We start from the raw sequence: 20,253 nt of genomic DNA, 5'->3' as shown, positions 1-20,253 counted from the left end.
GGGGGGGGTTTGGGGTGGGGGGGTGGGGGGGGTTTTTGTCCGGGGCGGGGGGGCCCCCCCGCGCCCCCCCCCGCCCGCGGGGCCCCCCCCCCCCGCCCGGGGGGGGGGGGGGCCCGCCGCCGTTCCGCGCTCCCTCGTTCCGGCCCGTCGCGCGCGACGCGGTGTCTACACTCCGATGCCATGCTGCAAACTCCGCGCAGGGCACATCAGGTGGCCGCCCTCAGCCTGGTGTTCGGCGCCGTCCTGCTGGTCGGCGCCGCCACCGGAGCCTGGGGCGGCCCGAGCGGCCTGCCGCCCCGCCCGTCCGCCGACGCCGTCCGGGCCGCGGGCGGCGGGCTCCCGGCGGACCCGGCCGGCACCGCACTGTCCGAGCAGCAGGCCGAGCACCTGCTCGGGGCCAACGGCGACCGCTGGGGCGCGTACTACAGCGCGCGGGAGTACGCCGAGTTCAGCCAGGGCCTGGACGGCCGGTACCTGGGCGTCGGCCTCTCGGTCGGCCGCGGCGAGGACGGCGTCACCGAGGTCTCCCAGGTCGCGCCCGACGGCCCGGCCGCCGCGGCCGGGATCGCGCCCGGCGACCGGCTGCTGAGCGTCGGCCCGGACCAGGCCGACCACCTGCCGGTCACCGAGGTGGTCGCGCGGCTGCGCGGCCGGGGCGACGAGCGCAGGGCCGGCTCCGAGGTCACCCTGGCGGTCCGGCGCGGCGAGGGCGCGGTGCGCGAACTGCGGCTGCGGCGCGCGCTGCTGGACAGCGAGCAGGTCGCCGCGGAGCGTCTGGACAAGGGCGTCCTGCGGATCACCGTACGGGCCTTCACCAGCGGCGTGGCCGATCGGGTGCGCGCCGCGCTGCGGGCCCCGCACACCGGCGTGGTGCTCGATCTGCGCGGCAACTCCGGCGGGTTGGTCGACGAGGCGGCCGACACCGCCGGGATCTTCCTGGACGGCGGCCCGGTCGGCTCCTACCAGGAGCGCGGCGAGACCCGGGAGTTGACCGCCCCGCGCGGCGGCGACCAGCGCACCCCGCTGGTGGTGCTGGTGGACGGCGGCACGATGAGCGCCGCCGAACTGCTCGCCGGCGCCCTGCAGGACCGCAGCCGCGCCGTGGTGGTGGGCGCACGGACCTTCGGCAAGGGCACCGTGCAGCAGCCCAGCCGGCTCGCCGACGGCGCGGTGCTGGAGATGACCGTCGGCCGCTACTTCACCCCGGCCGGCCGCTCCCCGGACGGCACCGGCCTCGCCCCCGACGTCCCGGCGACCACCGGCGAGGACGCCGACGCGCTCGCCCTGCGCGTCCTCGCGGGGCTCGGCACCCGCGCCTAAAGCAGCTGCCCGATCCGGTCCCGAAGTGCGAGAATGACCGCGTTATGGCAAAGGAAACCGGACACAAGCTGATCGCGCAGAACAAGAAGGCGCGACACGAGTACATGATCCTCGACACCTACGAGTGCGGCCTCGTGCTCACCGGCACCGAGGTCAAGTCGCTGCGCGAGGGGCGGGCCAACCTCGTCGACGGCTACGCCTACATCCAGAACCACGAGGCCTGGATCGACAACGTCTTCATCCCCGAGTACACCCAGGGGACGTGGACCAACCACGCGGCCCGGCGCAAGCGCAAGCTGCTGCTGCACAAGCTGGAGATCCGCAAGATCGAGACCAAGGTCCGCGACGCGGGCCACACCCTGATCCCGCTCTCGCTGTACTTCAAGGACGGCAGGGTCAAGCTGGAGCTCGCGCTCGCGGTCGGCAAGAAGCTGTACGACAAGCGCCAGACGCTGCGCGAGAAGCAGGACACCCGCGAGACGGCCCGCGCCGTGGCGGCCGCCCGGCGACGCCAGGGTTAGGACGCCAGGGTTGGGACGCCAGGGTTAATCCGCTGGACCCTCGCCCGTCGCCTCGCGTACTATGGCGCAAGCAACACGGACGGTCATCGTCCGAGCTGTTTCTCAAAAAAACATGGGGATGATCGGTTTCGACAGGGGATGTTGAAACAGGGGAAGCGAGCCGAGGAACGCGGCAATGATCTCGTAAACCACGTGTCGCAAAAAAATAATCGCCAACTCTAAGCGCGATTCCCAGCAGTTCGCTCTCGCTGCCTAATTAAGCACCGATAGCGCTTGGGTGTCAGACCGGGGAGTTCCCGACCCGGACCCTGGCATAATCTAGGGAACTCAACCGTCCGCCCGGGCTGCGAGGGTGGATGGGAAATCAAACAGCAGCTGGGCCTGTTGGCGGCTTGTCCGTGTGACCGCCAGGGCCGAGAAAAGCACAGCGGACTGCGCTCGGAGAAGCCCTGAATTAACTCCACTGGACCCGGGTTCGATTCCCGGCATCTCCACCACCCCATGTTCATACCGAAGGCCGCCCACCGCTCCGCGGAGGGCGGCCTTCGAATTTTGTACGTTCCGGAGCAGCGCGGCCCGGGGGTCGCGGCGTAGGATCATCCGTCCGCTCGTTTTCCGGAGCCGGATTCCGTCGCTACCACCGAGGCCATGCAGAGCAACACGGACACCACCCCCACCGCCGATCACGAGACCGTCCGCGCTCGCGAGATCGCCGGTGAGCAGCAGCACCTCGACACCGTCTACCACCGGTTGGAGGAGAAGCTCGCCGAAGCCGAGTACATCCTGGAGGACGCCGCCAAGCGGGTCCAGGTCGGCACCCCCGGCGCGCTCGCCGAGCGCGACGCCCAGGTCTACCGGGCCGGCGCGCACCTCCAGCGGCTCAACAACGAGTTCGAGGACTTCCTCTTCGGCCGGATCGACCTCCAGCGGGCGGACGCCCCGGAGGAGCACGGCATTCCTTCGAACACCCCGCTCGACCCGGCCGACCCGGCCGTCGCCGAGACCCTCCACATCGGCCGCCTGGGCGTCCTGGACGCCGAGTACGGCCCGCTGGTGATCGACTGGCGCGCGCCCGCCGCCGCCCCGTTCTACCGCTCCACCCCGGTCGAGCCAGGCCGGGTCATCCGCCGCAGGGTGATCCGTTCCAAGGGCCGCAAGGTGATCGGCGTCGAGGACGACCTGCTGCGCCCCGACCTCACCCCGACCCTGGACGGCGAGGAACTGGCCGTGGTCGGCGACGGCGCGCTGATGGCCTCGCTGGGCCGCGCTCGCAGCCACTCGATGCGCGACATCGTCTCCTCGATCCAGAGAGAGCAGGACGAGGTGATCCGCGCCGCCGCCGCGGGCGCCACCCTGGTCACCGGCGGCCCGGGCACCGGCAAGACCGCCGTCGCTCTGCACCGCGCCGCGTACCTGCTCTACCAGGACCGCCGCCGCTACGCCGGGGGCATCCTGGTGGTCTCGCCGACCCCGCTGCTGGTCTCGTACACCGAGGGCGTGCTGCCCGCGCTCGGCGAGGAGGGCCAGGTCGCCATCCGGGCCGTCGGCTCGCTGGTGGACGGCATCGAGGCGGGCACCTACGACACCCCCGAGGTGGCCCGGATCAAGGGTTCGGCCCGGATGACGCAGCTGCTGCGCCGGGCCGCCCGCGGGGCGCTGGAGCTGGGCGCGCCGCAGGAGCTGAAGGTGGTCGCCCGCGGCGAGGTGCTGAAGCTGGACGCGGGCCGGCTGCGGGCCGTCCGCGGCAACGTGGTGGGCTCCGGCGGCACCCCGCTGAACCTGCTGCGCCCGCGCGCCCGCCGGCTGCTCCTGGACGCCCTGTGGCAGGAGGTCGTCAAGCACCTGCCGAAGCCCACCGACCACTACGGCCGGGAGCAGCGCCAGGAGGAGAAGGAGAGCTTCGACGAGTACGTCTCGGACGAGGCGCCGTTCCTGGACTTCCTGGACGCCTGGTGGCCCGCCCTGACCCCGCGCCGGGTGCTGGCCACGCTCAAGCAGCACCGCCACACCAACCGGATCGCCCGCCGCGCCGTCACCCCGGACGAGGCGCGGCTGCTGGCCGCCTCCTGGCGCCACCTGTCCCCGGCGGGCGAGGGCGCGCTGTCCGCGCACGACGTCGCGCTGGTGGACGAGCTCCAGGTTCTGCTCGGAGAGCCGGCCCGGCCGAAGGTCCGCGAGGTGAACGCGATGGACCTGCTGACCGGCCTGGAGGAGGTCACCACCTTCGCCGACCGCAGCACCCGTCAGCGCGAGCGCCAGCCGGTGGAGCGCACGGAGTACGCCCACATCATCGTGGACGAGGCCCAGGACCTCACCCCGATGCAGTGGCGGATGATCGGCCGCCGGGCCCGGATGGCCACCTGGACGATCGTCGGCGACCCGGCGCAGTCCTCCTGGCCGTTCCCGCAGGAGGCCCAGGCCGCGCTGGACGAGGTGCTGGCCGGCAAGCCCCGGCGCCGCTTCACGCTGACCGTGAACTACCGCAACCCGGCCGAGATCGCCGAGGTCGCGGCCAAGGTGCTGGCGCTGGCGGCGCCGGGCACGCCCTCGCCGAGCGCGGTGCGCCACGTCGGCGTGGAGCCGCGCTTCGCGGCCGTCACCGACCCCTCGCCGGAGGCCTTCGGCAAGGCCGCCCGGGCGGAGCTGGAGCAGCTGCTGGCCGAGGTGGGCGGCACCGTGGCGATCGTGGTGCCGATGGACCGCCGGGCCGAGGCGGCCGGGTGGGCCGAGGGCCTGGGCGAGCGCGTGGTGGTGCTGGGCAGCCTGGAGGCCAAGGGCCTGGAGTACGACGCGACCGTGGTGGCGGACCCGACCGGCATCGCGGGCGAGTCGGAGGCCGGCCTGCGGGTGCTGTACGTCGCGCTGACCCGGGCGACCCAGCGGCTGACCGTGCTGTCCGGCCCGGACGACCTGCCGGACGCGGCCGGCGTGCCCGCGCTGCTGCACGGCTGACGGACCGTACGGGACTCGCGGGAACCACACGGGTCCCGCGGGTCCCGCAGGACCTACGGAAGAAGGCCCCTCACCGGCTGGTGAGGGGCCTTCAGACGTTTAGTACACCGACCCGCCATGCTCGCCTCGCGGCAAGTGGTCCCTCGAAGGGACGAAGGTTGGGCCCGGGGGCTTGGATCGAGCCGGTGCCTGTCCAATGTAACGCATCGGCCCGGAGAGGCAAGGAGTAGGCGCGGGGAGGTCGGCGGAAGCCGGCCGGGATTGTCGGATCCGCACACTCAATGAACGTTATTTCTGGCTACCCCTTGGAAGGTGCGACGATCGAGGTCTAGCATGCGCAGGCGATGCCTTCAACAAAATGTTGAGCCTGCGGGACAGACGGAAGAAGGAAGCGTCGATGGCGACGGTGCCCAGTGTCTCCAACTCGATCACGGTACGGCTGGAGGTCCCGGCCCGGGGCAACGCCGTCAGTGCGATCACCACGGCCGTGGAGTCCTCCGGCGGGTCGGTGACCGGTCTCGACGTCACCGCCTCCGGCCTGGAGGCGCTGCGGATCGACGTCACGGTGGCGGCCTCCTCGGTCGCGCACGGCGAGGAGATCGTCGAGAAGTTGCGGGCGATCGACGGCGTCGCGATCGGCAAGGTCTCGGACCGCACCTTCCTGATGCACCTCGGCGGCAAGATCGAGATGTCGTCCAAGCTGCCGATCCGCAACCGTGACGACCTCAGCATGATCTACACCCCGGGTGTCGCCCGGGTCTGCATGGCGATCGCGGAGAACCCCGAGGACGCCCGTCGCCTCACCATCAAGCGCAACAGCGTCGCCGTGGTCACCGACGGCTCGGCGGTGCTGGGCCTGGGCAACATCGGCCCGGAGGCCGCGCTGCCGGTCATGGAGGGCAAGGCGGCCCTCTTCAAGCGCTTCGCCGGGATCGACGCCTGGCCGATCTGCCTGGACACCCAGGACACCGACGAGATCGTCGCCATCGTCAAGGCGATCGCCCCGGGCTTCGCGGGGATCAACCTGGAGGACATCTCCGCGCCGCGCTGCTTCGAGATCGAGGCCCGGCTGCGCGAGGCCCTGGACATCCCGGTCTTCCACGACGACCAGCACGGCACCGCGATCGTGGTGCTGGCCGCCCTCACCAACGCGCTGAAGGTGGTCGGCAAGGAGATCGCCGACATCCGCGTGGTGATGTCGGGCGCGGGCGCCGCCGGCACCGCGATCCTCAAGCTGCTGATGGCGGCCGGCGTCGAGCACGCCACCGTGGCGGACGTGCGCGGCGTGGTCCACCAGGGCCGCGAGGACCTCAACGAGAGCCTGCGCTGGATCGCCGAGCACACCAACCGCTCGGGCCGCACCGGCACCCTCAAGGAGGCCGTGGCGGGCGCGGACGTCTTCATCGGCGTCTCGGCCCCGAACGTGCTGGACGGCGACGACCTGGCCACCATGGCCGAGGACGCGATCGTCTTCGCCCTGGCCAACCCGGACCCGGAGGTCGAGCCGGCCGTCGCCCGGCAGACCGCCGCCGTGGTCGCCACCGGCCGCAGCGACTTCCCGAACCAGATCAACAACGTGCTGGTCTTCCCGGGTGTCTTCCGCGGCCTGCTGGACGCCCAGAGCCGCACGGTCAACACCGAGATGATGATCGCCGCCGCCCGGGCGCTGGCCACCACCGTCGCCGACGACGAGCTGAACGCGAACTACATCATCCCGAGCGTCTTCCACAAGGATGTCGCCAAGACCGTCGCCGCCGCCGTGCGTGATGCGGCCCTGGCGGACGCCGTGGAGGCCCCCGTGCCGGCCCGTCCGACCCCGGGCATCGTCGGCACCCTGGACACCTCCGCCTTCCCCACCGTCAAGCTCTGACGGCCCGACCGGCGGACGTGCCGTTGGTCGCTCAAATGTGCGAATAGCGGTCATACCCGCCCAGCCCGCCCCGAACCCTTGCGACACAAGGGCGAGGGGCGTGTTTGGGCTTGTCAGTCCTAGGGCGTACGGTAGCCCTGCACGGGGCAGGCGTGTCCGACAAGTACGGAACGTCCCCCTGGTCTTCCGGCGAGTCGTCCCGACCGCCGTCCGCGCCCGGTCCGCCGGAGCCGACGGAGCGTCACACCTCCAACGGGCGGGCGTTGTTCGGGTGCCTCGGTCGGGGCCCGATTGGCTTTCTCGGGGCCGGTCGGGGCAGGATTCGTATCCAGGCAGGCGGGCGGGCCTTCGAAGGCACGGGCGCGCGGCATCGGGTACGGACCCGGCCTGCGACCACGCATTGCCTGCATGAGCACAGTGTGCGGACCTGCGGCCTATCCGGGTGCCCCCCGGTGGGAGCACCGATGGGCCCCCGCACACCGCAAGCGAACAGACCACAGGAGTACACATGAACCGCAGTGAGCTGGTGGCCGCGCTGTCCGAGCGCGCAGAGGTGACTCGCAAGGACGCCGACGCCGTTCTGGCCGCCTTCGCCGAGATCGTCGGCGAGGTCGTCGCCAAGGGCGACGAGAAGGTCACCATCCCCGGTTTCCTGACCTTCGAGCGCACCCACCGCGCTGCCCGCACCGCCCGCAACCCGCAGACCGGCGAGCCGATCCAGATCGCCGCGGGCTACAGCGCCAAGGTGAGCGCCGGCTCCAAGCTGAAGGAAGCCGCCAAGGGCGCTGCCTGAGCCACCCCTTGAACGGCCGGAGGCCGGGCTCCCCCCGCGGGGGGAGCCCGGCCTCTCGCCGTATGTCGGGCCGGTGATCAGGCGTCGACCAGCTGCTCGCTGGGCAGCTCGACGTGGGCGCCCAGGTCGCGCAGCTTCTCCATGAAGTTCTCGTAGCCGCGGTTGATCAGGTCGATGCCGTGCACGGTCGAGGTGCCCTCGGCCGCCAGCGCCGCGATCAGGTACGAGAAGCCGCCGCGCAGGTCCGGGATGACCAGCTCGGAGCCCATCAGCTTGGACGGGCCGGAGACGACCGCGGAGTGCAGGAAGTTGCGGGCGCCGAAGCGGCACGGGGTGCCGCCCAGGCACTCGCGGTAGAGCTGGATGTGCGCGCCCATCTGGTTCAGCGCGCCGGTGAAGCCGAGCCGCGACTCGTACACCGTCTCGTGGACGATGGACAGGCCGGTGGCCTGGGTCAGCGCGACGACCAGCGGCTGCTGCCAGTCGGTCTGGAAGCCCGGGTGCACGTCGGTCTCCAGGGCGATCGCCTTGAGCTCGCCGCCCGGGTGCCAGAAGCGGATGCCCTCGTCGTCCACCTCGAAGGCGCCGCCGACCTTCCGGAAGGTGTTGAGGAAGGTCATCATCTCCAGCTGGCGGGCGCCGCGGACGTAGATGTCGCCCTTGGTGGCGAGCGCCGCGCAGGCCCAGGAGGCGGACTCCAGGCGGTCCGGGAGGGCGCGGTGGTTGTAGCCGTTCAGCTCGTCCACACCGGTGATCAGGATGGTCCGGTCGGTGCCCAGCGTGATGATCGCGCCCATCTTCTGCAGGACGCAGATCAGGTCGACGATCTCCGGCTCGATGGCCGCGTTGCGCAGCTCGGTGACGCCCTCGGCGAGCACTGCGGTGAGCAGCACCTGCTCGGTCGCGCCGACCGAGGGGTAGGGCAGCTCGATCTTGGTGCCGCGCAGGCGCTGCTGGGCGACCAGGTAGGTGCCCTGCGGGTGCTTCTCGATGGTGGCGCCGAACTGGCGCAGCACCTCGAAGTGGAAGTCGACCGGGCGGCCGCCGATGTCGCAGCCGCCCAGGCCCGGGATGAAGGCGTGGCCGAGGCGGTGCAGCAGCGGGCCGCAGAACAGGATCGGGATCCGCGAGGAGCCGGCGTGTGCGTCGATGTCGGCCACATTGGCGCTCTCGACGTGCGAGGGGTCGAGGATCAGCTCGCCGTCCTCGTCGCCGGCGCGCACCGTCACGCCGTGCAGCTGCAGCAGGCCGCGAACCACCTTGACGTCGCGGATGTCCGGGACGTTGCGCAGTCTGCTGGGGCCCTGGCCGAGGAGGGCGGCGACCATGGCCTTGGGGACCAGGTTCTTCGCTCCGCGGACGCGGATCTCGCCTTCGAGCGGGTTTCCGCCGTGGACCAGCAGGACGTCGTCGGTCATCGTTCTCGCAATCCGGGGTGCCAGAGGAGTGGGGAAGGGCTCCGGTAGAGAGCCGGTGGTGGACCGGTCGTACGGGCGCGTTCGGGCCCCCGGCAGAACCGAGTCGGCACCGTATAGGCGTCCACCAGACGTAGATGGTAGTGGGCGTGCCGTTGGTTCCCGTGAGCCTCTCCCCGTGATGGTGCTCTCTCCGGGGGTACGGGGCCCGCCGATGCGGCCGTACGGGTGTTGGTCCGGCGTGGCGTGGTTTCGGGCGTTGCGGTGCCCGACCGGTGCCGTTCTGCGGGATCATGTGAGGCATGACGGCGGCCCATTCGCACGGAGGCCGGTCCCACACCGGCCGTCTGCTCGTCGCGACGCCCCTGCTCACCGACCCGAACTTCGCGCGGGCGGTGGTGCTCCTCCTCGACCACGACGCCGAGGGGGCGCTCGGTGTGGTCCTCAACCGGCCGACGCCGGTCGAGGTGGGCAGCGTGCTGGACGGCTGGGGCAGACTCGTCGGGCAGCCGGCCGTGGTGTTCCAGGGCGGACCGGTGGCGCTGGACTCGGCGCTCGGCCTCGCGGTGGCGCCGGGGGAGCCCGGCACCGGCCAGCCGCTGGGCTGGCGGCGGGTGCACGGCGCGATCGGCCTGGTGGACCTGGAGGCGCCGCCCGAGGTGCTGGCCGGCGAGCTGGGCAGCCTGCGGATCTTCGCCGGGTACGCCGGCTGGTCGCCGGGGCAGCTGGAGGCGGAGCTGGAGAGCGGCGCCTGGTACCTGGTGGACTGCGAGCCGGGGGACGTCTCCAGCCCCGAGCCGGAGCGGCTGTGGCGCTCGGTGCTGCGCCGCCAGCGCGGTCCGCTCGCCCTGCTGGCGACCTACCCGGACGACCCGACGATGAACTGAGCCGCGGGCCCGCCGCGCGACACTGGCCCGGTTTCCCGGGGCGCCCATAGACTTGGCACCCATGAGCACTCTTGAGCCCGAGCGCGGCCTCGGCACCGGCACCCTGGTCGAGCCCGTCCCACAGGTGTCCCACGGCGACGGCGACCACGAGCGTTTCGCGCACTACGTCCAGAAGGACAAGATCATGGAGAGCGCGCTCTCCGGGTCTCCCGTGGTGGCGCTCTGCGGCAAGGTGTGGGTGCCCGGGCGCGACCCGAAGAAGTACCCGGTCTGTCCGATGTGCAAGGAGATCTACGACGGCATCGGCAAGCCGCAGGGCGGCGACGGCGACAACAACAACAAGTAGCCCGCCGGTGCGCGGCGCCGTTTTGCATGGCACCGCGTTTCCGAGGTGGTCTATGCCAATCGTCCGGGGCGTGGGCAGGATGTCGGAATGGACCTCATTCCCGCTCCTTCGAGCGCCGTTCGCCGCCCGGACGAGGACTTCCCACTCGACGCCGCCACCACGCTGACCGCACCGCCCGCGCTGGCCGACGCCGAGCGCTGGCTGCGCGGCACGCTGTCCGCCGCCACCGGGCTGCCGTTCGGCCCGGGCCGGCCGGGCGCGGGCATCGAACTGGTCCGGGACGGCACGCTCGCCGCCGAGGCGTACCGGATCACGGTGCGCCCCGGCCACGCGCTGCTCGCCGCGGGCGGCCCGGCGGGAGCGCTGTGGGCGGCGCAGACCCTGCGGCAGCTGCTCGGGCCGGACGCCTACCGGCGGTCGCCGCTGCGCCGTGAGGGCTGGGTGCTGCCCGGCGCCGACATCGAGGACGCCCCCCGGTTCGGCTGGCGCGGCGCGCTGCTCGACGTCGCCCGGCACTTCCTGCCCAAGTCGGACGTGCTGCGCTTCGTCGACCTGCTGGCCGCGCACAAGCTCAACGTGCTGCACCTGCACCTGACCGACGACCAGGGCTGGCGGGTGGAGATCAGGCGCTACCCGAGGCTGACCGAGCACGGCGCCTGGCGGGAGCGCTCGATGGTCGGCTACCGGTCCGCCGGGCGCCGCGACGACCGCCCGCACGGCGGCTACTACACCCAGGACGACCTGCGCGAGATCGTCGCGTACGCGGCCGCGCGCGGGGTGACCGTCGTCCCGGAGATCGACCTGCCCGGCCACACCCAGGCCGCCGTCGCCGCCTACCCCGAGTTGGGCAACACCGACGTGGTGGACACCGCCGCGCTCGGCGTCTGGACGGACTGGGGGGTGAGCCACCACGTGCTCAACGCCTCCGAGGAGACCCTGCGCTTCTTCGAGGGGGTGCTGGAGGAGGTCCTGGAGCTCTTCCCGTCCGAGTTCGTGCACCTCGGCGGCGACGAGTGCCCCAAGGAGCAGTGGAAGGACAGCGCCGCCGCCCAGGCCCGGATCCGCGAGCTGGGCCTGGCCAACGAGGACGAGCTGCAGAGCCACCTCATCCGGCACTTCGACCGCTGGCTGGCCGAGCGCGGCCGCCGGCTGATCGGCTGGGACGAGATCCTGGAGGGCGGGCTCGCCATTGCCACCACGCCGAAGGGGGGAGCGCCGGCGGGTGGGGGCACCTCCCGGCCGCCAGGCTGGGGGACACCGTCGCCTCCGGGTGCCGAGCGCCCGGAGGCGTGGGGGCGGTCCCGTGCCGCTGTCGCCTCCTGGCGGGGCTTCGGCGGCGGGATCGCCGCCGCGGAGGCCGGGCACGACGTGGTGATGTGCCCCGAGCAGCACGTCTACTTCGACCACCGGCAGGCGGACGGGCCGGACGAGCCGATCCCGGTCGGCTTCGTGCGCACGCTGGAGGACGTCTACCGCTTCGAGCCGGTGCCCGCGCAGCTGGACGAGGCCGCGGCGCGGTACGTGATCGGCACCCAGGCCAACCTGTGGAGCGAGTTCATGGACAGCGCCCGGGACATCGACTACCGGGCCTTCCCCCGGTTGGTCGCCTTCGCCGAGGTCGCCTGGTCCGAGCTGCCCGCCGGGCCGGCCGAGCGCGACTTCGCCGGCTTCGAGCGGCGGCTGGCGACGCACCTGAAGGTGCTGGACGCGCTCGGCGTCGAGTACCGCCCGGCCGACGGGCCGCTGCCCTGGCAGCGCCGCCCCGGCGTGGCCGGCCGGCCGATCGCGGGCCCGCCGCCGGTGCGGTGATCGCCTTCCGGGAACTTCTGAGTGGTCGTCGGACGTCAAGAACTGATGAACATCTGCCCTGGCCCGGCCAGGGACGGGGCAGATACCGCCCGGTATCCGTCCCAATCGGGCAGTCCCGTTCACCGGCCCCGAAGTGATCATCGAGCATTGTGTGCCAGAGTTGCCCAACCCGGCCCGATCGCCCGTACCCTACGGGCCAGGCCGGGCTGCTGACGCGGACACCACGGCCCAAGGCCGCGGGCGGCAGGCGATCGATGAGCAAGTGGAGCACGGTGGGACCCAGGTGAACCGGACGATCATGCTGCCGGCCTCGCTCGACGAGGCCGTCGACGCGCTGGCCGCCGCCCCGGCCGCGGTACCGGTGGCCGGAGCCACCGACCTCATGGAAGCCGTCAACGCAGGACGGCTGCGCCCCGCCGCCCTGGTCGGACTCGGCCGGATCACCGAACTGCGCGGCTGGCGCTACGAGGACGGCGGCACCGCCGTCCTCGGCGCCGGACTCACCCACGCCCGGATGGACCGCCCCGACTTCGCCGCGCTCATCCCCGCGCTCGCCGACGCCGCCCGCACCGCCGGCCCGCCGCAGGTCCGCAACGTCGGCACCCTCGGCGGCAACATCGTCACCGCCGCCCCGGCCGGCGACACCCTCCCGGTGCTCGCCGCACTGGAGGCCACCGTCACCCTCGCCCGGGCCGGCGCCAGCCGCGAGGTGCCGGTCAGTCACCTGCTCACCGGCCTCGACCCGGTGCGCCCCGGCGAACTGCTCACCTGGGTGCGCGTCCCGCTGCTGCACGCCCCGCAGGTCTTCCTCAAGGCCACCGGCCGCAGCGGCCCGGCCCGCGCCACCGCCTCCGTCGCCCTCGTCCTCGACCCGGCCCGGCGCTCGGTGCGCTGCGCCGTCGGCGCCGTCGCCCCGGTGCCGCTGCGCCCGCTGGAAGCCGAGGCCTGGGTGGCCGGCTGCATCGACTGGGACGGCAGCCGGGAGATCGACCCGGCCGCGAACGCCGCCTTCGGCGAGTACGTGGCCACCGCCTGCGTCCCCGACAACTACGGCGCCGAGGGCGCCTGGGAGGCCGTGACCGAGGGGCCGACCGCAGCGGCCGTTCGGCTGCGGCGTACCGTAGCGGTGCTGGCCCGACGGGCACTGGGAAGGGCGCTGAAGTGACCACAGACCCCATCGAGACCCTCGACGCCGACCCGCTCGGCCTCTCCCCGCAGGTCAGCCGCGAGCTGCGCCCGTGCGCCTCCTACACGCTGCGGGTCAACGGTTTCGAACGGCCCGTCACCGACGCCTGGATCGGCGAGAGCCTGCTCTACGTGCTGCGCGAGCGGCTCGGCCTGGCCGGCGCCAAGGACGGCTGCGAACAGGGTGAGTGCGGGGCCTGCTCGGTGCAGGTGGACGGCCAGCTGGTGGCCGGCTGCCTGGTGCCCGCCGCGCTGGCTGCCGACAGCGAGATCAACACCGTCGAGGGCCTGTCCGCCGCCGGCGGCGCGAGCGACGTCCAGCAGGCGCTGGCCGCCTCCGGCGCCGTGCAGTGCGGCTACTGCACCCCCGGCATGGCGATGGCGGTGCACGACCTGCTCCAGCGCAACCACCGGCCCACCGAGGTCGAGGCCCGGCAGGCGCTCTGCGGCAACCTCTGCCGCTGCACCGGCTACAAGGGCGTGCTGGCCGCCGTCCAGACAGTCGCGGAGGCCCGCGCGGCGGTGGCCGAGGAAGCGGAGGAGGCCGCCGCTCCCGCTCCGGAGGCCGACGACCGGTCCGCCGAGGCGGCTGTGGCCGTCGAACCCGAGCCGGCTGTCGAGCTGCCGGTCTACACCGACGCCGACGCCTGGATCGAGCACGTCCCGCAGCAGCACGTCCCCCACCAGCAGGTCGAGCCGCAGCACCTCGAACCGCAGCACGTCGAGGCCCACCCGGCCGCGCCGCAGCCCGTCGAGCAGCAGCCCGTCGAGCAGGCCCACGCCCCGACGCCGTACGGCGACCCGTCGGGCGGCTACGACACCGGCGTGTACGACACCGTCCCGGCCCCGCTCCAGGGCGGCATCCCCGCCCAGGCCTCCGGCGACCAGGTCTACTACCCGCCGCAGGGCTACCCCGAGCAGCCGTACCAGGGCACCACCCCCGCCCACGGCACCTACCTGCCCTACCCGGACGGCCACCAGCAGCAGAACGGCTACGACACCGGGTACGACGCCCCGGTCTACGAGCCGACCCCCGCGCACGGCACCCCGCTGCCCGGCGCCGCCTTCGACGGCACGCCGCCGCACGGCACCCCGTACGCCGCCCAGCACCCGCACGGTGCCCCGGTCGAGGGCGGTGCCCCGGCCGGCGTCCCGTACGGTGCCACCCCCGCCCACGGCATCCGGCTCCCCGAGGACGACCACGCATCATGACGTCGCCTACCGACATCGGCGCAGCACTCCAGCAGGACGGCGGCGAGGGCGGCGCACCGGAGCCGTTCGGCCTGGGCAGCTCCCCGCTGCGCAGCGACGCGCTGCCCAAGGCGCTCGGCATCTACCCGTACGCGGCCGACCTGTGGGCCGAGGGGCTGCTGTGGGGCGCGGTGCTGCGCTCGCCGCACCCGCACGCCCGGATCCGCGGCATCGACACCTCGGCCGCGCTCGCGCTGCCCGGCGTGCACGCCGTGGTCACCGCCGCCGACCTGCCGCCCGGCCCGGACGGCACCCCCGACGGCGCCCCGGCCGGCCCGGTCGTCGCCGACCGGCCGGTGCTGGCCGCCGGCGTGGTGCGCCACCACGGCGAGCCGATCGCCGCGGTGGCCGCCGACCACCCGGACACCGCCCGGCTGGCGGTCGGTCTGATCACGGTCGACTACGAGCCCTTGGAGGCCGTGACCGACCCCGAGCAGGCCTTCACCGCGCCGCCGCTGCACCCGGACGGCAACCTCTTCCGCCACCTGCCGCTGCGCACCGGGGACTCCGAGGCGGTCGGCGAGATCGTCGTCGAGGGCCTCTACCAGGTCGGCCGGCAGGACCCGGCGCCGCTCGGCGCCGAGGCCGGCCTGGCCGTGCCGCGCCCGGACGGCGGCGTCGAGCTGCACCTGTCCTCCACCGACCCGCACGGCGACCGCGACCGCACCGCCGCCTGCCTCGGCCTGGAGCCCGACCGGGTCCGGCTGGTGGTCACCGGCGTGCCCGGCGCCACCACCGACCGCGAGGACATCTCCTTCCAGGTCACCCTGGCCCTGCTGGCGCTGCGCACCGGCCGCCCGGTGAAGATGACCCTCACCCGCGAGGAGTCCTTCCAGACCCACACCTCGCGCCACCCCGCGCTCCTGCGCTACCGCCACCACGCCGACGCCGAGGGCACGTTGGTGAAGGTCGAGGCGCAGATCCTGCTGGACGGCGGCGCCTACGCGGACGTCTCCGCCGAGGCGCTGGCCGCCGCGGCGGCCTTCTCGGCCGGCCCGTACGTCTGCCCCAACGTCTTCGTGGACGCCTGGGCGGTGCGCACCAACAACCCGCCGGCCGGGCGGATGCGCGGCGAGGGCGCGCTGCAGGCCTGCTTCGCGTACGAGTCGCAGCTGGACCAGCTGGCCGCCCGGGTGGGCGTGGACCCGGTGGAGATCCGCCGGCGCAACGCGATGTCCACCGGCGACCTGCTGCCCACCGGGCAGGCGGTCACCTGCCCGGCGCCGGTGCGCGCGCTGCTGGATGCCGTCGCGGACGAGCCGCTGCCGGCCCTGCCGGTGGACGACCCGGACGCCGAGTGGCTGCTGCCGGGCGGGCCCGGCGGCGCGGGCGACCCGGCGGCGGTGCGGCGCGGCATCGGCTACGCCGTCGGCATGGTGCACATGCTGGGCGCCGAGGGCGAGGACGAGGTGTCCACCGCGACCGTGCGGGTCAGCGGCGACCACGCCACGGTGATCTGCGCGGCCGTCGACGCCGGGCAGGGCTTCGCCACGCTGGCCCGGCAGATCGTGCAGACCGTGCTGGGAGTCAGCGAGGTCTACATCGCGCCGGCCGACAGCGACCAGTCGATCGCCGGGCCCTCCGCCCGCGGCCGGCACACCTGGGTCTCCGGCGGCGCCGTCGAGCGGGCCGCGTTGATGGTCCGCCACCAGCTGCTGCAGCCGATCGCGGCCAACTTCGGGATGTCGGCGGAGCTGCTGCAGATCGCCGACGGCAAGATCACCTCGTACGACGGGGTGCTCGGCATGCCGGTCGCCGAGGCGCTGGAGGGCAAGGAGCTCTGGGCCACCGCGCAGTGCCGCCCGCACCCCACCGAGCCGCTGGACGAGGCCGGGCAGGGCGACGCCTTCGTCTCCATCTCGTTCTGCGCGATGCGCGCGGTGGTGGACGTGGACATCGAGCTGGGCGCCGTGCGGGTGGTCGAGATGACGGTCGCCCAGGACGTCGGCCGGGCGCTGAACCCGCGGCAGATCGAGGACCGGATCGAGGCGGGCGTGGCCCAGGGCGTCGGCCTGGCACTGCTGGAGGACCTGCGCACCGAGGGCGGCGTACTGCAGAACCCCTCGCTCACGGGCTACCGGCTGCCCACCGCGCTGGACACCCCGCAGGTGCGGATCGCCGCGCTGCTGGAGGAGCGCGACGTGGTCGCCCCGTTCGGTGCCAAGGCGGTCGGCGCGGCCCCCGCGGTGGTCGCACCGGCGGCCGTCGCCGCGGCCGTCCGCGCCGCCACGGCCCTGCCGGTCGGCCGGCTGCCGATCCGGCCGGAGGACGCCGTCACGGCCTGAGCGGGGAAATGCGCAAAAGGAATTGCCGGTCGACTTTTCCGGGTCGACCGGCAATTCCTTTTTCATCGAGGCCGTGGCGGGAATTGAACCCGCGTACACCGCTTTGCAGACGGTCCCCTCAGCCACTCGGGCACACGGCCAGTGAATTCATGGTGGCGGATCCGGGGGAGGAGGGTCAACGAAGTTTTGTAAATTCTGTATGGCAATGTGTGCTACGGTCGAAGAGCGGTGGCGGTATTCACGCCACCCCGGACGAGCGCGTCGTACCCGGTGACGACAAGACGGCGCAGTTCAGCGGCAATCCGGCCGCTGTGGACTGCGGAGGTACACCGTCGTGGCCTGGCTCGTTCTGATCGTCTCGGGACTCCTGGAGACCGTCTGGGCGGTCGCCCTGGAATCGTCCAAGGGCTTCTCCCGCCTCGTTCCCACCCTCGTCTTCGGCGTCGCGCTGCTGTTCAGCATGGGCGGCCTGGCGTACGCGATGCGCACCATTCCGATCGGCACCGGGTACGCGGTCTGGGTCGGCATCGGCGCGGTCGGCACCGCGCTCTACGGGATGGCCGCCCTGGGGGACGCGGTGACCATGGCCCGGATCGCCTGCCTGCTGCTGATCGTCTCCGGTGTGGTCGGCCTCAAGGTGCTGCACTGACGTGGCACCGACGGGGACCTAGGCCCACGGGACCAGTCGGTCACCGACTCTGGTCAGGGGTCATCGGGGCGGACGGCTCTTACGATGTCACGTATGACCACTGCCTCCCCCACTTCGGTCGACCCCGTACCGATACCCCTCGACGACGACCCCGGCGGCGGGGTGCTCAGCGGCCGCTACCGCGCGTTGACGCTGGGGATCGTCTCGGTGGTCCTGGTGATCGCCTTCGAGGCGACGGCCGTCAACACCGCGATGCCGACGGCGGCCCGCCAGCTGCACGGCCTCGGGCTGTACGCCTTCGCCTTCTCCGGCTACTTCACCACCACGCTGTTCGCCCTGGTCGTCTCCGGCCAGTGGTGCGACCGCCGCGGGCCGCTGCAGCCGCTGTTCACCGGGATCGGGGTGTTCGGCGTCGGCCTGCTGGTGGCCGGGACGGCGCCCGGGATGTGGGTGTTCGTGGCCGGCCGGGCGATCCAGGGCCTGGGCGGCGGGCTGGTGATCGTCGCGCTGTACGTGGTGGTCGGCCGGGCCTATCCGGAGCGGCTGCGGCCGTCGGTGTTCGCGGCCTTCTCCTCGGCCTGGGTGCTGCCCTCGATCGTGGGCCCGCTGGTCGCCGGGGCGGTCACCCAGCACCTCGGCTGGCGCTGGGTGTTCCTGGCCGTGCCGGTGCTGATCCTGCTGCCGCTGGCCGTGATGGGCCCGGCGCTGGCCCGCTCCGAGCGGGAGCACCCGGTGGCCAAGGGCGCGGACTTCGACCGCCGCCGCACCGTGCTGGCCGCGATGGCGGCGCTCGGTGCCGGGCTGCTGCAGTACGCGGGCCAGCGCCGCGACCTGATCGGGCTGCTCCCCGGGATCGCCGGGGCGGCGCTGCTGGTGCCGGCCGTCCTGGGGCTGCTGCCGAAGCGGACCCTGCGGGCGGGGCGTGGGCTGCCGACGGTGATCCTGCTGCGCGGGGTGGCCGCGGGGGCGTTCTTCGCGGCCGAGGCCTTCATCCCGCTGATGATGACCACCCAGCGCGGCCTGTCGCCGACGCTGGCCGGGCTCACCCTGACCAGCGGCGGCCTCTCCTGGGCGCTGGGTTCCTGGCTGCAGGGCCGGCCGGGGGCCGAGCGCTACCGCGAGGCGATGATCCGGGGCGGCTTCGTGCTGACCGCGGCGGCGATCGCGGGCGCCGCGCTGGTGCTGGTCCCGGGGGTGCCGGCCTGGGTGGCGGCGGTGGCCTGGGGGATCGGCGGCGTCGGGATGGGACTGGCCATCGCGAGCGTCAGCGTGCTGATGATGAAGCTCTCCGCGCCGGAGGACGCCGGGGCGAACTCGGCCGCGCTGCAGATGAGCGACGCGCTGGGCAATGTGCTGCTCACGGGCCTGGCCGGGGTGCTGTTCGCGGCGCTGGGCGGCGGAGCCCTGGCGGCCGGCCACGGACAGGCCGAAGGCGCCGGCTCGCCCGGCGCCTTCGCGGTGATCCTGCTGGTGATGGCCGGGGTCGCCCTGCTGGGAGCGCTGCTCTCCGGCCGGGTCCGTACCCGGTCCTGACGGTCAGCCGGCGGTGGTGGCGGTGCCGGCGGAGGAGGGGACGGGCGCCGCCGCCGGGGTGCCGAGGAAGGCCTCCCAGCCGCCCGTCGGGGACTGGCCCGGGGCGAGGGTCTGCAGCTTGCGCAGCACCGCCGGGTCCTGGGCGTCCAGCCAGTCGACCAGCTGGCGGAAGGAGACCAGCCGGACCTCCGACTTGCCCGCGACGGTCTTGAGGACGTCCTCGACGGCGTTCATGTAGATGCCGCCGTTCCACTCCTCGAAGTGGTTGCCGATGATGTACGGCGCCCGGTTGCCGTTGTAGGTGCGGTCGAAGCCCATCAGGTAGGCGTCGCGAGCCTGGGCCTGGAAGCCCGGGTGGAGCGCCGGGTCGGCCTTGGTGTTGGGGCCGCACTGGTTGTACATGATGTTGTAGTCCATCGAGAGCACCTGGAAGGTGTGCCCGGGGAAGGGGATGGACTGCAGCGGGAGGTCCCACAGCGCGCCGCCCTGGATCTTCTGCGGCCACACCTGGGTGCCGTTGCCGCTGCTGTCGTAGCGCCAGCCGCGCTTGACCGCGGTGGGCAGCAGGTTGCGCTGGCCCTCCAGGCAGGGGGTGCGGCTGCCGATCAGCTCCTTGCGGTAGTCGAAGGGCAGCGCGGGCAGGTCGGTGAAGCCGGTGTTGGTGCGCCAGTTCGTCACGAAGTCCATCGCCTGCTGGATCTCGCTGTCCCACTCCTCCGGGGACCACTTGCCGACGCCGGTGGCGCCGCAGAAGTGGCCGTTGAAGTGGGTGCCGATCTCGTGGCCCTCCAGCCAGGCCGCGTGCACGTTCTCCAGGGTGTCGCGGATGTGCCGGTCGCTGAGGTAGCCGATGTCGGAGGCGCCGACCTTGTGCTGCGGCGGGCGGTAGAGGTCCTTCTTGGACTCGGGCAGCAGGTAGAGGCCGCTGAGGAAGAAGGTCATCTTCGCGTCGTGATCCTGGGCCAGCCGGCGGAAGCGGGCGAACAGGCCGTTGTCGAGCTCGCCGGCGCCGTCCCAGGAGAAGACCACGAACTGTGGCGGGCGCTGCCCGGGCTGCAGCCGCTCGGGGACGGGCTGGCGCGGCTGGACGCCGGTGTCGGAGGTGGAGCCGTCGCCGATCAGGACGGCCTGCGGCTTGGGGGCCGGGGCCGGGGTGGGAGTGGCGCTCTGCCCGGCGTCCGCGCTACCGGTGGGCTTGGCGGAACCGGTCGCCCGCTCCCCGCCGGCGGCGTGGTTGCTGCCGCAGCCGGCCGCCAGGGTGGCGGCGGTGGCGGCGCCGGCCGCCAGCAGGGTGCGGCGGGAGAGAGCGTCCATGGTCACTCCGTTCGTGAGGCGGTCGGCAGCGTGCGGGAGTGCGGGGTCCGATCTGACATCCGGGGGATCGAACCCGTAACCGCGTCAGCATGGCATGCGGGCAGAAGTGGTCGAAGAGGCGCA

The 20,253-nt window shown here is 73.1% G+C and carries 15 protein-coding genes, 1 tRNA gene, 1 other RNA gene and 1 riboswitch; of the genes, 14 read left to right on the top strand and 3 right to left on the bottom strand.

All coding sequences use genetic code 11. The features are described from left to right. Positions 1 to 180: 180 nt before the first annotated feature. From ACIBEC_RS24725 to ACIBEC_RS24700, 6 genes are all read left to right on the top strand, one after another. Positions 181 to 1,320 carry a S41 family peptidase gene (locus ACIBEC_RS24725; RefSeq protein WP_360496771.1) on the top strand — a complete coding sequence of 380 codons (1,140 nt, stop codon included), beginning with the start codon at positions 181 to 183 and terminating at the stop codon, positions 1,318 to 1,320. Between the two features lie 44 nt (positions 1,321 to 1,364). Further along, a complete protein-coding gene (smpB, locus tag ACIBEC_RS24720; RefSeq protein ID WP_350521768.1) occupies positions 1,365 to 1,841 on the top strand; it encodes an SsrA-binding protein SmpB in 477 nt (158 codons plus the stop codon). A 114-nt stretch (positions 1,842 to 1,955) separates the two neighbouring features. Then, positions 1,956 to 2,338: a transfer-messenger RNA gene (ssrA, locus tag ACIBEC_RS24715) on the top strand. A 151-nt stretch (positions 2,339 to 2,489) separates the two neighbouring features. Next, entirely contained in the window at positions 2,490 to 4,793 is a 2,304-nt protein-coding gene (locus ACIBEC_RS24710) for a UvrD-helicase domain-containing protein (protein WP_360496774.1), read from the top strand. Positions 4,794 to 5,190: 397 nt separating this feature from the next. Then, positions 5,191 to 6,663 (top strand): NAD-dependent malic enzyme, encoded by a 1,473-nt coding sequence (locus ACIBEC_RS24705; protein WP_360496777.1) that lies wholly within the window; start codon positions 5,191 to 5,193, stop codon positions 6,661 to 6,663. A gap of 508 nt (positions 6,664 to 7,171) precedes the next feature. Further along, on the top strand, positions 7,172 to 7,456 hold the full coding sequence (locus ACIBEC_RS24700) for an HU family DNA-binding protein (protein WP_030242980.1): 285 nt from the start codon (positions 7,172 to 7,174) through the stop codon (positions 7,454 to 7,456). A gap of 77 nt (positions 7,457 to 7,533) precedes the next feature. Here the strand turns inward: ACIBEC_RS24700 and murA are convergent, their stop codons facing one another. Next, the gene (gene murA, locus ACIBEC_RS24695; RefSeq protein ID WP_360496780.1) at positions 7,534 to 8,874 is read right to left on the bottom strand and encodes a UDP-N-acetylglucosamine 1-carboxyvinyltransferase; all 1,341 of its coding nucleotides are present in this window, start codon (positions 8,872 to 8,874) and stop codon (positions 7,534 to 7,536) included. A 299-nt stretch (positions 8,875 to 9,173) separates the two neighbouring features. On the opposite strand from murA, the gene ACIBEC_RS24690 reads away from it, so the two are divergent. The 6 genes from ACIBEC_RS24690 to ACIBEC_RS24665 all read left to right on the top strand — a co-directional run bounded on the left by ACIBEC_RS24690 (position 9,174) and on the right by ACIBEC_RS24665 (position 16,634). Further along, on the top strand, positions 9,174 to 9,758 hold the full coding sequence (locus ACIBEC_RS24690) for a YqgE/AlgH family protein (RefSeq protein ID WP_360496783.1): 585 nt from the start codon (positions 9,174 to 9,176) through the stop codon (positions 9,756 to 9,758). Between the two features lie 61 nt (positions 9,759 to 9,819). Further along, positions 9,820 to 10,104, top strand: a complete 285-nt coding sequence (locus tag ACIBEC_RS24685; protein ID WP_188304149.1) for a DUF3039 domain-containing protein — start codon at positions 9,820 to 9,822, stop codon at positions 10,102 to 10,104. 87 nt (positions 10,105 to 10,191) lie between these two features. Then, complete coding sequence (locus tag ACIBEC_RS24680) at positions 10,192 to 11,913, top strand: beta-N-acetylhexosaminidase (RefSeq protein ID WP_360496786.1); 1,722 nt, start codon at positions 10,192 to 10,194, stop codon at positions 11,911 to 11,913. A 298-nt stretch (positions 11,914 to 12,211) separates the two neighbouring features. Then, a complete protein-coding gene (locus ACIBEC_RS24675; protein WP_360497233.1) occupies positions 12,212 to 13,078 on the top strand; it encodes an FAD binding domain-containing protein in 867 nt (288 codons plus the stop codon). Continuing rightward, complete coding sequence (locus ACIBEC_RS24670) at positions 13,075 to 14,310, top strand: 2Fe-2S iron-sulfur cluster-binding protein (protein ID WP_396288860.1); 1,236 nt, start codon at positions 13,075 to 13,077, stop codon at positions 14,308 to 14,310. The genes ACIBEC_RS24675 and ACIBEC_RS24670 overlap by 4 nt, the downstream gene beginning before the upstream one ends. Continuing rightward, a complete protein-coding gene (locus ACIBEC_RS24665; protein ID WP_360496789.1) occupies positions 14,307 to 16,634 on the top strand; it encodes a xanthine dehydrogenase family protein molybdopterin-binding subunit in 2,328 nt (775 codons plus the stop codon). Before ACIBEC_RS24670 ends, ACIBEC_RS24665 begins: the two co-directional genes overlap by 4 nt. Positions 16,635 to 16,702: 68 nt before the next feature. On the opposite strand, the gene ACIBEC_RS24660 is transcribed toward ACIBEC_RS24665, so the two are convergent. Then, positions 16,703 to 16,774, bottom strand: a tRNA-Cys gene (locus ACIBEC_RS24660). 85 nt (positions 16,775 to 16,859) lie between these two features. Next, a riboswitch (guanidine-III (ykkC-III) riboswitch) is annotated at positions 16,860 to 16,925 on the top strand. Positions 16,926 to 16,968: 43 nt separating this feature from the next. Here ACIBEC_RS24660 and ACIBEC_RS24655 point away from each other — a divergent pair. Together ACIBEC_RS24655 and ACIBEC_RS24650 are read left to right on the top strand one after the other, a co-directional pair. Beyond that, the gene (locus ACIBEC_RS24655; protein ID WP_360496791.1) at positions 16,969 to 17,283 is read left to right on the top strand and encodes an SMR family transporter; all 315 of its coding nucleotides are present in this window, start codon (positions 16,969 to 16,971) and stop codon (positions 17,281 to 17,283) included. Between the two features lie 93 nt (positions 17,284 to 17,376). Next, a complete protein-coding gene (locus ACIBEC_RS24650; protein ID WP_360496794.1) occupies positions 17,377 to 18,816 on the top strand; it encodes an MFS transporter in 1,440 nt (479 codons plus the stop codon). A 3-nt stretch (positions 18,817 to 18,819) separates the two neighbouring features. Here ACIBEC_RS24650 and ACIBEC_RS24645 read toward each other — a convergent pair whose 3' ends face one another. Next, positions 18,820 to 20,130: a hypothetical protein gene (locus ACIBEC_RS24645; protein ID WP_360496797.1), complete on the bottom strand. Its 1,311-nt coding sequence runs from the start codon at positions 20,128 to 20,130 to the stop codon at positions 18,820 to 18,822. Positions 20,131 to 20,253: the final 123 nt, after the last annotated feature.

The organism is Kitasatospora sp. NPDC051164 (assembly GCF_044455625.1).
Lineage (GTDB): Bacteria > Actinomycetota > Actinomycetes > Streptomycetales > Streptomycetaceae > Kitasatospora.
This window is presented reverse-complemented; position numbering and strand designations above follow the sequence as displayed.